10 protein-coding genes are annotated in these 11191 nt (G+C 66.5%); 7 read left to right on the forward strand and 3 right to left on the reverse strand.

Translation table 11 applies throughout. The features are described 5' to 3' along the window. Positions 1-12: 12 nt before the first annotated feature. From hybB to NFV80_RS14705, 3 genes are read right to left on the reverse strand one after another with little or no spacing between them, the layout of a single operon-like run. Positions 13-1188 carry a Ni/Fe-hydrogenase cytochrome b subunit gene (hybB, locus tag NFV80_RS14695; protein ID WP_295324386.1) on the reverse strand — a complete coding sequence of 392 codons (1176 nt, stop codon included), beginning with the start codon at positions 1186-1188 and terminating at the stop codon, positions 13-15. A 1-nt stretch (position 1189) separates the two neighbouring features. Further along, on the reverse strand, positions 1190-2194 hold the full coding sequence (hybA, locus tag NFV80_RS14700; protein ID WP_295324388.1) for a hydrogenase 2 operon protein HybA: 1005 nt from the start codon (positions 2192-2194) through the stop codon (positions 1190-1192). 3 nt (positions 2195-2197) lie between these two features. Continuing rightward, positions 2198-3361 carry a hydrogenase small subunit gene (locus tag NFV80_RS14705; protein ID WP_295324391.1) on the reverse strand — a complete coding sequence of 388 codons (1164 nt, stop codon included), beginning with the start codon at positions 3359-3361 and terminating at the stop codon, positions 2198-2200. A gap of 177 nt (positions 3362-3538) precedes the next feature. Here NFV80_RS14705 and NFV80_RS14710 point away from each other — a divergent pair, with 177 nt between their 5' ends. From NFV80_RS14710 to hypE, 7 genes are all read left to right on the forward strand, one after another. Next, positions 3539-4714: a nickel-dependent hydrogenase large subunit gene (locus tag NFV80_RS14710; RefSeq protein WP_295324393.1), complete on the forward strand. Its 1176-nt coding sequence runs from the start codon at positions 3539-3541 to the stop codon at positions 4712-4714. Continuing rightward, complete coding sequence (gene hypA / locus NFV80_RS14715; RefSeq protein WP_295324396.1) at positions 4707-5048, forward strand: hydrogenase maturation nickel metallochaperone HypA; 342 nt, start codon at positions 4707-4709, stop codon at positions 5046-5048. Before NFV80_RS14710 ends, hypA begins: the two co-directional genes overlap by 8 nt. Positions 5049-5247: 199 nt before the next feature. Beyond that, positions 5248-6303: a hydrogenase nickel incorporation protein HypB gene (gene hypB, locus NFV80_RS14720; RefSeq protein WP_295324398.1), complete on the forward strand. Its 1056-nt coding sequence runs from the start codon at positions 5248-5250 to the stop codon at positions 6301-6303. 10 nt (positions 6304-6313) lie between these two features. Continuing rightward, positions 6314-8674, forward strand: a complete 2361-nt coding sequence (hypF, locus tag NFV80_RS14725; protein WP_295324401.1) for a carbamoyltransferase HypF — start codon at positions 6314-6316, stop codon at positions 8672-8674. Then, positions 8665-8901 (forward strand): HypC/HybG/HupF family hydrogenase formation chaperone, encoded by a 237-nt coding sequence (locus NFV80_RS14730; protein WP_295324404.1) that lies wholly within the window; start codon positions 8665-8667, stop codon positions 8899-8901. The genes hypF and NFV80_RS14730 overlap by 10 nt, the downstream gene beginning before the upstream one ends. Next, the gene (gene hypD, locus NFV80_RS14735; protein ID WP_295324406.1) at positions 8898-10040 is read left to right on the forward strand and encodes a hydrogenase formation protein HypD; all 1143 of its coding nucleotides are present in this window, start codon (positions 8898-8900) and stop codon (positions 10038-10040) included. Before NFV80_RS14730 ends, hypD begins: the two co-directional genes overlap by 4 nt. Further along, positions 10040-11092 (forward strand): hydrogenase expression/formation protein HypE, encoded by a 1053-nt coding sequence (gene hypE / locus NFV80_RS14740; protein WP_295324409.1) that lies wholly within the window; start codon positions 10040-10042, stop codon positions 11090-11092. The genes hypD and hypE overlap by 1 nt, the downstream gene beginning before the upstream one ends. The last annotated feature ends 99 nt before the right edge of the window (positions 11093-11191 follow it).

Raw genomic sequence — 11191 nt, forward strand, 5'->3', positions numbered from 1 at the left:
CTCCAAGTCGCACTAGCTCGCCGGAGCCGAATTCGGCGAAGGCTCTGGCGCGGGCAGCACGGGCAGCAGGCGCACAACGATGACGAAAGCGAGTATTTCCATGGCGATGAAGCCGAGAGACACCATCACTTCGGGCAGGGACGGGAAATAGTTCCACCCGTCGCCCGTGTCATAGGCGGTGTAGTAGCAGTTGATGCGGTAGATGATCCCCTGCAAGGCCATCGCGACCGCCGCGAGAAAAAGCTTCTGCGGACTGCCGCGCCAAGCTGGCGTCCACAGCAGGAAGAGCGGAATCGCCACCAGGATGTTCTCGATCCAGAACATGAGCGAACGGGCGCCCGGTACGAAGGCCGGATCGAGCGCCCCGCGCCAGACCAGATCAGCGAAACGTGCGATCAGCCAGGCGATCAGGAACCACTTCAGCACGAGACCGATGCTGCCGAGAATTTTCCTCTCCAGTGGTCGCCGGAAGCCCACCGAAGTCACGGACGCTTCGAAGATGACCATCGAGTAGCCCATGGCAAGACACGAAATCAGGAACAGCAGCGGCAGCAGCGGCGTCTGCCAGAGTGGATTGATCTGCGGACCGAAGATCACCAGCATCGAGCCGAGCGAACTCTGGTGCATCACCGGCAGCAGCACCCCGAGGCCGATGAAGACGTACAGCCATTTCTCGAATTTCCTCCGCAGGCCCTGCATTCCGAGTTTGTCCATGACCGTCGGCGTGAACTCGATCCACATCACCAGTATGTACGCGGTCATGCACACCGCGAGTTCGAAGATCACGGAGTTCGCCTGGGCGTAACGGGGCCAGAAGACATGCCAGAAGTTCCAGTAGCGTCCGAGGTCGAAGAAGAGCGAAGTCGCCGCCAGCGTGTAGCCGAAGGCCGATGCCAGCAACGCCGGTCGCACCAGCGAATGGTATTGCCCCTTGTTGAAGATGTAGACCATCAGCGCCATCGCGAGGCCGCCGCACGACAGTGCCGCGCCAATGACCAGGTCGAAGACCATCCAGATGCCCCACGGGTATCCGTCGTTGATGTTGGAGACGGCGCCGATACCGAAGATCAGCCGCTTCCCGATGAAGAACACGGCAATCAGCGCGAGCAGTCCGAGAAAGACCGTCCACGGCGTGATCAGCCTGCCGCCCATCGGCGCCGGCGCGGGATGAGCATCCGAGCCTGCCATGTCACTCTCCCTTGCGGTCATCGCCCGCGTCCGTGCCGCCCGCTTCGCCTTGTTCGCCGAGCGCCTTCGCGCTGCGCTTGGCGGCAAACACGAGTGCACCCAGGAAGGCAAGCGGAGCGATCATGCCGTGGTAGATCCGTCCCTGCAGCGACTCCGACACGTTCGCGGGAGCGACATCCGGAAGCGGCTTCTTGTCCAGCCTGTCAAAGGGAACGGCAGACAAATGCAGGACCTGAGTGCCGCCGATTTCCTTTTCGCCCCAGACGTGATCGACGTAGTTCGCAATCGGGGCAATGTGCGTGTCGCCGGATCCGATGTGCCCGCGGGGAAACTCCGTTTCCGTTCCCGGCGCGAGAGCCCTGCGCCGCGCGATTTCCTTCTTCAGCTCTTTCACCGGACCGTAAATGGTCGCCCCGGTCGGGCACACTTCCGCGCACGCCGCGAATTTCCCTTGCGCCATGCGGTGCCTGCAGAGCTGGCACTTGGCGATGTGCGGGAAGGTTTCGTCGTAGGTGAAGCGCGGCACGCCGAACGGGCAGGCCGCCACGCAATAGCGACAGCCGATGCAGGCTTCCTTGCTGTGGCTGACGATGCCGGTGACCGGGTCCTTCGTCATTGCCGCGACCGGACAGCACGAGACGCACGAGGCGTCGACGCAGTGGAAGCACGACAGTTTGGTGAAGGCGTAGCCGTCGAGGGTGTCCTTCCTGTCGCTGTCGCCGCCGACGTAGGCCTTGATGATGTTTATCGTCCGACCCGAGAGGTCTAGCGGTGCGTCCCAATAGGCGCTGCCTTCGATTTCGTTGAATTCGGGTGGGAGATCGTTTTCCGCCTTGCAGGCGGCCATGCACGCCCGGCAGCCGATGCACAGCGTGCCGTCGTACAGCAGTCCCACCGCGCCCTCCGGCATGGTTCTCGTTTCGCGGGCCTGGACGGAAGGTACGCAGCTTGCCGCGAGCGTTCCACCCGACGCAGCCTTCAGGAAGTTGCGCCGATCCATGCCCATCTCTCACCCTCCCCTCTGCTCGTCCGGCGCAGCGACGTCCGCCTTTGCCTCGGGCACGCTCTTGCCCAGGTTGCGCGCGAGCATCGCCGTACCGCCGGCAGCGGCACCGGCAATCGCGGCGAGCGCGGCTGCCGCGGCGAAGGTCACGCCCGTGCCGCGCTCTTCCGCAGGACGCGCGAAGAAGATCGGCGGCGTGACCGTCTTGAGTTCGGCCAGCGCGTGGATCGGCTTGGTGAAAACGATGCCCTTTTCGGTGCAGCCGATACAGGGGTGACCCGTGCCCACCGGCCAGGACGCGTTCGAGACGTCACCAAAGAGTACCGCCGGGCAGTTGGCGTGCGTTTCCGGGCCCTTGCAGCCGAGCTTGTACAGGCACCAGCCCTGACGATGGCCTTCGTCGCCGAATTCCCCGGCGAAGCGCCCGGCGTCGAAGTGCGCACGGCGCTCGCAGTTCTCGTGAATGAGACGTCCGTAGGCGAACTTCGGTCTGCCCTTGGCATCCAGCTCCGGCAGCTTGTTGAAGGTGAGATAGTGGACCACTGTGGATATCAGGTTGTACGGGTTCGGTGGACAGCCGGGAAGGTTCACCACCTTTGCGCCGAGCACTTCGCCCGCGCCCTCGGATCCGGTAGGGTTCGGCTTCGTCGACGGCACGCCACCCCACGAGGCGCAGGAGCCAATGGCGACCACCGCCGCCGCGTCGGTTGCGCACTCCTTCAGCAGATCGACCGCCGTCTGCCCGCCGATCCTGCAGTAGATGCCCTTGTCCTTGGTGGGGATGGCGCCCTCGACCACCAGCAGATACTTGCCCTTGTTGTCCGCCATCGCCTGCCGGCGCGCCGCCTCGGCCTGGTGCCCGGCAGCCGCGAACAGCGTTTCGTGATAATCGAGCGAGATGATGTCAAGAATCAGCCGCTCGAGCGTCGGGTGGTTCGCGCGCAGAAGACTTTCCGTACAGCCGGTGCATTCCTGGAAGTGCAGCCAGATGACCGACGGCCGCCTTGCGCTTTCCACTGCTTTCGCGATCGCTGCGTCGGCGCCGGCCGGAAGGCCCATGGTGCTCGCCAGCCCGGTGCAGAACTTGAGAAAATCACGACGCGACAGGCCCAGTCGGCCTTCTATTGCGTCGAAATCCAGCGAGCATTCCTCTTCGCTATGCGCAAGCATCGAAGTCCCCCTCCGCAGTGTGGCCGCCGTCGCATCACAGTGGACGGTCATTTGAAATCTCTTGGACGCAAACTGCGCAAATTCCGTGCCGGCCGCCGACGCCATCCATTCTCACCATTAGATTATGGACTTAAGGACGCGGCGCAGCATCCGCACAACCCCACGCTGATCACGGGCTTGACAAATCGCCTGCAGAAATGGAATCTCGCTTTCCACTTGCAACCTGTTTCCGAATCGCGCGATGTGGAGATCGAAGGCAGCCTGCGGATAAGCGTCGACTGGGATGGCGAGCGCATCTGCGGGGTCCGCGTGTTCTCCTCGCGCCCGGATGTCACCCGGGCTCTGGTTGGCGGGCGGCGAGCAGCCGAAGTACAGGCACTGCTGCCGCGAATTTTCTCGATCTGCAAGCGCGCGCAGGCCGCGGCCGTGGAGGCGGCGCTGGATGCCGCCCGCGGTGCCCCGCCAGCGGCTGCCCGGCACCGCGAGATGGAGGTGCTCGCGGAAGTCGCTGTCGAGTACCTGTGGCGGCTGCGGATCGACCTGCCCGGGCTGCTCGGGCTGCCGCAGCGGCCGGCCGCCGTCGCTCGTCTCAAGCACGAGCTGGAGCGCAATCGTGGTACCGGCGAAGACTGGTCGCGTTTCCTCGTCGCGCTGCAAGCGGCAATCGAGGAAGAGTGCGGCGGCGAGCCATTCGCTCAAGGCGACCCGGAGGCGCTCCGCGAATGGCAAGCCGCATGCGACGCGCCCTTCGCGCAAATCCTGCGGGCGCTGCACCTGGCTGCCCTGGGGCACGGCGAGAAGCCGCCGTACCTGCCGTGTCTGAGCGACGCAGGCTTGCGGCAGATCGGCGATGCGCTGGAGCGCGACGTCAATTTCGCGAAACTTCCCCTGCACCAGGGCGCGCCGGCCGAATGCGGGGCGCGTGCGCGGCTGATCGGGCATCCTCTCTGGCAGGCCCTGCCGTCCGGCACCAGTCGCGCGTATCAGCGCGTCCTGGCACGCTGGATCGAACTGGCCGAGATTCCGCCACAACTCAGCAGACTGCTGGCAGGGGAAACGCCACGTTGCCGCATCCTGGGCGTCACGCTCGCACCGGGACACGGCATCGCCGGGGTGGAGACGGCGCGAGGACTGCTGGTGCATGCGGCCGAGCTGGTAGGCGAGCGTGTGGCCCGCTATCGCATCGTCGCTCCGACCGAGTGGAACTTCCACCCCGAGGGAGCACTGCCGGCGGACCTGATCGGACTACCCGCACGGGCGCCGCGAGAACTTGCGCAGCGCGTGGATCTCGCCATACAGTCGCTCGACCCGTGCTTGCGCCATGACGTCGAGCTTGTGCAGTTCCATGCATGAGATGTCGATCGCGGAGAGCATCGTAGAGATCGCCGAGGAAGCAGCGAGACGCGAAGGCGCGTTCCGCGTGCGCACGGTCTTTGCCGAGATCGGCGAGCTGGCCGGGGTCGAGATCGAGGCCTTGCGTTTCTGCTGGGAAGCGGTGACGCGCGAGGGCCCGGCGGCAGGAGCTGGCCTGGACATCACGCGAATTCCGGGTCAGGCATGGTGCCTGCACTGCAGCGAAACGATCGCCCTGTGTTCTTCGTTCGCGCCGTGCCCACGCTGCGGCGGTGATCAGCTCGCGATCACGGGCGGAACGGAGATGCGGGTGCGTGAGATTGAGGTCGAATGAGCCCCCCGGCGAGCTTGCTGGGAAATCCTGCAGGCCACGGTGCGAACCACCGTGAAGAGGCCACGGAGAGTAACGAAGCAAGCTGTGTCGGGTCGTCCCCAGCCTTCTCATTGATGTGGATCAACATGGACGCCCCGGTTTGCTCCGAAAATGGGCGGAAATAAAAAAATCCGACCCGACAATGGCGAGGAGGGGACCGATGTGTACGACCTGTGGCTGCGGCGCGGGTGAAACGCGCCCCGAAGAGCACGCTTCTCACGAGCAGGAGCACCGGCACGCCGACGCGACGGTGCGCAGTCATTCCCCTGGCCACACCGGCGACGCGCCGGAATCCGCTTACCGCGCAGCCGAAGCCGGCCACGCGCACTTCCACCGGCACGCCGATGGCAGCATACACAGCCACACGCATGTGCACGCGGGGAAACACGTACCCACCCAGCGCGCAACGGCAGGCACCAACGACCTGCACTTCGGACTTGGACCGGCGGGTGCACACGCACCGGGCATCAGCCAGGCGCGGATGGTACAGATCGAAGAGGACATCCTCGCCAAGAATGACCGTCTCGCCGCCCGAAACCGCAAGGTCTTTGCCGACCGCGGAGTGCTCGCGCTGAACCTGGTGTCGAGCCCAGGATCAGGCAAGACCACTCTTCTCGTGCGGACCATCGAGGCACTCGCCGGCAGACTTCCGACGGCGGTCGTCGAAGGCGATCAGCAGACGAGCGTCGACGCCGATCGCATCCGCGCCACCGGCGCACCCGCCGTGCAGATCAACACTGGCAAGGGCTGTCACCTTGACGCCGGCATGGTCGGCAGCGCGCTGGATCGCCTCGCCCTCGCCGACGATGGCATTCTGTTCATCGAAAACGTCGGCAACCTCGTCTGCCCGGCCAGCTTCGACCTCGGCGAAGCGGCGAAGGTGGTCGTGCTGTCAGTGACCGAAGGCGAGGACAAGCCGCTAAAATACCCCGACATGTTCCGTGCGGCACAACTGATGCTGCTCAACAAGATTGACCTGCTGCCATACGTGAACTTCGACGTCGAACGCTGCGCTGGCCATGCACGCCGCGTCCATCCGGCGATCACGGTGATCTGCATTTCGTCCACGACTGGCGCAGGTTTCCCGGATTGGCTGCGTTGGCTCGAAACGCACGCCGCAGACGCACGGGCACGACGACGGGAGAGTGTGGCAGCGCTGCGCCAGCGAGTGGCGGAACTCGAAGCCCGACTCGCGGCGACGACCCCGCAGCCATAGCGAGCGCAAGTTGGGTCAGCCGGACGACCTGCCTGCCACGTTGCGATCCGCCGCGACGGCACGCCTGCACCTGCGTGTTCGCGGGCAGGTACAGGGCGTCGGCTTCCGACCCTACGTCTACCGGCTGGCGAACGAACTCGCACTGTCCGGTTCGGTGCGTAACGACGGTGCCGGCGTCGCGATCGACGTGCAGGGCAGCAGCGCCGCGCTGGACAATTTCTGCCAGCGGCTGGAGCAGGAGGCGCCACCGCTCACGCGCATCGATTCGCTGGCGAGCGGAATCGCGGCGCTTGTACACGGGGAGAGCAGCTTCGTCATCGCTGGGAGTCTGGGCGGACGCAGCCGGACGGCGATCACGCCGGACACCGCCGTCTGCCACGCCTGCCTGGAGGAGCTGCTTTCCCCGTCGAACCCACGCTACCGTTACCCGCTCATCAATTGCACCGATTGCGGGCCGCGTTACACCATCACCCGGGCACTGCCCTACGATCGCCCGAACACGAGCATGGCAGCCTTCGGCCTGTGCCCGGCATGCCGCGCCGAGTATGAAGATCCGGGCGCACGGCGCTTTCACGCACAGGCTACCGCCTGTGCGCGCTGCGGACCGCGGATCGCGCTCCTTCGCCCGGACCGCTCGGCAGTGGACGGCGACGCCTGCGCCCAGGCACTGGCGCGTATCGAGCGCGGGCAGATCATCGCGGTGAAGGGACTCGGTGGCTTCCACCTCGTGTGCGATGCGCGCAACGCACAGGCGGTGGCCGAGTTGAGGCGGCGCAAGCAGCGCGAAGAGAAGCCGTTCGCAGTGATGGTCGCCGGCGTCGCCTCGCTGGCGCCGCTCGTCGACTTCGACGAGCACGCAGTGCGACTGCTCACCGCAGCGCAGCGGCCGATTCTCCTGCTGCGCAAGCGCGACGCATGCGACACGCTGCTCGCAGGGGTGGCGCCGGGACTGGCTTGGCTCGGCGTGATGCTGCCTTACACCCCGCTGCACTACCTGCTCTGGAACGAGGCGGCCGGCCGACCAGAGGGGACGACCTGGCTGGAAACGCCGCAGCCGCTGGTGCTGGTCATGACCAGCGCGAATCCGCACGACGAGCCGCTGGTCATCGACGACAACGAGGCGTTCGACCGCCTCGCCGGCATCGCCGACGCCTATCTCCTCCATGATCGGGAGATCGTCGTGCGCTGCGACGACTCGGTCGCACGCCAGGGCGAGGGCGCGGGCGAGCTTAGGCTCATGCGCCGGGCGCGCGGCTACACGCCGCAGGCGATTCGCCTCGATCGCGCCTATCCGCCGACGCTTGCACTCGGCGCGCTGCTCAAGAATACGATCTGCGTCGTACGCGACGATCAGGCGTTTCTCTCCGAGCACCTGGGCGATCTCGACAGCGCCAAGACCTGCGCCGCATTCGAGCGCACGGTCAGCCACCTGCTGCGCGTACTCGAAGTGGAGCCCACCATCGTCGCCCACGACCTGCACCCGGATTTCCCTTCCTCCCGCCACGCACTGCGGATTGCCACGGAACGTGCGCTTCCCAGCCTGGCGGTGCAACACCATCACGCACACATTGCGGCGGTGGTCGCCGAGCATCGCGTCGACGGTCCCGTGCTCGGGCTGGCGCTCGACGGTGTCGGTCTCGGCCCCGATGGCGGCATCTGGGGCGGCGAACTGCTGCGCGTCGACGGAGCGCACTGCGAGCGGATCGGGCACGTCGTCGAGCTCAGGCTGCCGGGCGGCGATGCGGCGGCGCGCCAACCGTGGCGCATGGCCGCAGCGGCGCTGCATGCGATCGGTCGTGGCGACGAAATCCGGCGGCGTTTCCCCGGGCATGCCGGCGAGGCAGTGCGCGAAATGCTGGACAAGGGGGTGTGCAGTCCGGCGGCGTCGAGCATGGGGCGCTGGTTCGATGCCGTGGCGGGGTGGTACGGCATCAGGGCCAGAGCCGCCTTCGAGGGGCAGGCGGCAATGCTGCTCGAAGGACTGGCGGAACAGCATGGTGCGGCGGATACACTGAGCGATGCGGTCGCGGTGACCGCGGACAACCTCCTCGACCTCAGGCCGCTGTTCGCGCGCCTGCTCGACATCGCCGATCCGGCGCGAGGCGCCGCCATCTTCCACGCCACGCTCGCGGCCGCCCTGGCGGAGTGGGCCGGGCGCGCGGCAGACGACCAGGGCATTCGCCGGATCGCCCTGGGTGGCGGCTGCTTCCTGAACCACCTGCTCTGCCGCACGCTGCGGACCCGGCTGGCTGCGCTCGGTTTCGAGGTGCTCGAAGCGCGACACGCCCCGCCCAACGACGGAGGCATTGCGCTCGGTCAGGCCTGGATCGCGGCCAGGGCCGCGCTCGCAGAGTTCGCAGCATGTGCCTAGCAATTCCAGTGCAGGTCGTGGAACTGGGCCCCGGCGAGATGGCCATCGTCGACGCGGGTGGCGTGCGGAAAGAGATCTCGCTGGCGTTGGTGGAGGATGTCGCGGTCGGCGACTACGTCATCCTGCACGTCGGTTATGCGCTGCAGAAGCTCGACGAGGACGAGGCGAGGCGCACGCTCGAACTCTTCGCCCAGTTTGGCGGCCTGGGAGCGCCGGCAGCGCCATGAAATACGTCGACGAGTTCCGCGACGGCAAACTCGCACGCGGCCTCACGCGCGCGCTGCACGCTGCCGTCCGACCCGATCGCCACTACCGCTTCATGGAGTTCTGCGGTGGCCATACGCACGCGATCGCGCGCTACGGCATCGAAGGATTGCTGCCCGAGAACCTGCACCTGATCCATGGTCCCGGCTGCCCCGTGTGCGTGCTGCCGATCGGCCGCATTGATTCGGCGCTCGAGCTTGCCCTCGAACGTCGCGTCACGCTCTGTACCTACGCCGATGTGATGCGCGTGCCGGCCTCGGGTCGGATGAGCCTGCTGCAGGCCAGGGCGCACGGGGCCGACGTGCGCATGGTGTACTCGACGCTGGACGCGCTGCGCATCGCCCGCGCCGAAGCGGAACGTGAGGTCGTATTCCTCGCCATCGGCTTCGAGACCACGACCCCGCCGACGGCGGCGGCAATCAGGCAGGCCGCGGCGCTCGGTCTGGAGAACTTCTCGGTCTTCTGCAATCACGTCCTTACCCCGGCAGCCATCGCAAGCATCCTGGAGTCTCCCGAGGTGCGCAAGCTCGGCACCGTCCCCCTCGACGGCTTCATCGGGCCGGCCCATGTGTCCACCGTGATCGGGTCACAGCCGTACGAGTTCTTCGCGGAGGAGTACCGGAAACCGGTCGTCATCGCCGGCTTCGAACCGCTCGACGTGATGCAGGCGATCCTGATGCTGGTGCAACAGGTGAACGAGGGGCGGTCCGAGGTGGAGAACGAGTTTTCACGAGCCGTCACCGTGACCGGCAATGAAAAAGCGAAGGCACTGGTGGCGGAGGTGTTCGAGCTGCGCCGCAGCTTCGACTGGCGCGGTCTGGGCACGCTCCCCTACAGCGCGCTGCGGATCAAGCAGGCCTACCGCGCCTTCGACGCGGAGACCCGCTTCGCTCTCGGCTATTGCCCGGTTCCCGACGCCAGGGGCTGTGAATGCGGCGCAATCCTGCGCGGGGTCAGGCGGCCGACCGAGTGCAGACTGTTCGGCACGGTCTGCACCCCGGAGAACCCGATCGGTTCCTGCATGGTGTCCGCCGAAGGCGCGTGCGCCGCCCACTACACCTACAGCCGCGGCGACGCGCGCAGGGAACGCCGGGTGAGCTGATGGACGGCGCCACGAAAACCGCCTACCTGCGCCCTCTCGACGTACGGCACGGTCGCGTCGACCTTTCACACGGCAGCGGCGGACGCGCGATGGCGCAGCTCATCGAGCAGATGTTCGTGCGTGCGTTCGACAACGAGTGGCTGCGGCAAGGGAACGACGGCGCGTGTTTTCCGCTGCCAGTGGGGCGCGTCGTCATGGCAACCGACAGCCATGTCGTCTCGCCGCTCTTCTTCCCCGGCGGCGACATCGGCTGCCTTTCGGTGCACGGCACGATCAACGACGTCGCCATGGCGGGAGCGCAGCCACTCTATCTCTCGGCGAGCTTCATCCTCGAGGAGGGTTTTCCGCTCGGCGATCTGCAGCGCATCGTCGAGTCGATGGCGTGCGCGGCACGCGAAGCGGGCGTGGCGATCGTGACCGGCGACACGAAGGTGGTCCAGCAGGGCAAGGGCGACGGCGTGTTCATCACGACCACCGGTCTCGGCGTCGTGCCAGAGGGAGTGCAGGTGGCCGGAGATCGCGCGCGCCGCGGCGATGCCATCCTCCTCTCGGGACCGGTCGGCGATCACGGGGTGACCGTCCTGTCAATGCGCGCCAATCTTGGCTTCACCACGTCCCTCCTTTCCGATACGGCTCCGCTGCATCGGCTGGTCGCGGAGATACTCAGCGTGGCACCGGACATTCACTGCCTGCGCGATCCGACTCGCGGCGGGCTGGCGACGACGCTCAACGAGATTGCACTGCAGTCCGGCGTCGGCATGGTGCTGCGGGAAGATGCGATCCCCGTCCGCCGTGAAGTGGCCGCGGCCTGCGAGCTGCTCGGTCTCGATCCCCTGTACGTCGCGAACGAGGGCAAGCTGGTGTGCATCTGCCCGGCAGAAAGGGCGGCCGCAGTGCTGCACGCGATGCAGGCGAATCCCTTGGGCAGCGGTGCCGCCATCATCGGCGAGGTGGTCGAGGACGCGCGCTGCTTCGTGCAGATGGAAACCGCCTTCGGCGGCCGCCGCATGGTCGATTGGCTCAGCGGCGAACAGTTGCCGCGGATCTGCTGAAGGCGAAACGTGAACATGAGCGATCGCGCGACACAGAAGAAACGGTGCCCGTCGGCAGCGCACGCCCTTCGCTCCTGCACCCCATGCCCCTCACCGCGC

Origin of the sequence: Accumulibacter sp., from assembly GCF_023806565.1 — a bacterium.
Taxonomy (GTDB): Bacteria; Pseudomonadota; Gammaproteobacteria; order Burkholderiales; family Rhodocyclaceae; genus Accumulibacter.

Bases quoted from the DNA above. Each gene is read 5' to 3' on its own strand.
- NFV80_RS14705 (WP_295324391.1), bottom strand. From the start codon at position 3,361: ATGCTTGCGCATAGCGAAGAGGAATGCTCGCTGGATTTCGACGCAATA.
- hybB (WP_295324386.1), bottom strand. From the start codon at position 1,188: ATGGCAGGCTCGGATGCTCATCCCGCGCCGGCGCCGATGGGCGGCAGG.
- NFV80_RS14730 (WP_295324404.1), top strand. From the start codon at position 8,665: ATGTGCCTAGCAATTCCAGTGCAGGTCGTGGAACTGGGCCCCGGCGAG.
- hypA (WP_295324396.1), top strand. From the start codon at position 4,707: ATGCATGAGATGTCGATCGCGGAGAGCATCGTAGAGATCGCCGAGGAA.
- hypE (WP_295324409.1), top strand. From the start codon at position 10,040: ATGGACGGCGCCACGAAAACCGCCTACCTGCGCCCTCTCGACGTACGG.
- hypB (WP_295324398.1), top strand. From the start codon at position 5,248: ATGTGTACGACCTGTGGCTGCGGCGCGGGTGAAACGCGCCCCGAAGAG.
- hybA (WP_295324388.1), bottom strand. From the start codon at position 2,194: ATGGGCATGGATCGGCGCAACTTCCTGAAGGCTGCGTCGGGTGGAACG.
- hypD (WP_295324406.1), top strand. From the start codon at position 8,898: ATGAAATACGTCGACGAGTTCCGCGACGGCAAACTCGCACGCGGCCTC.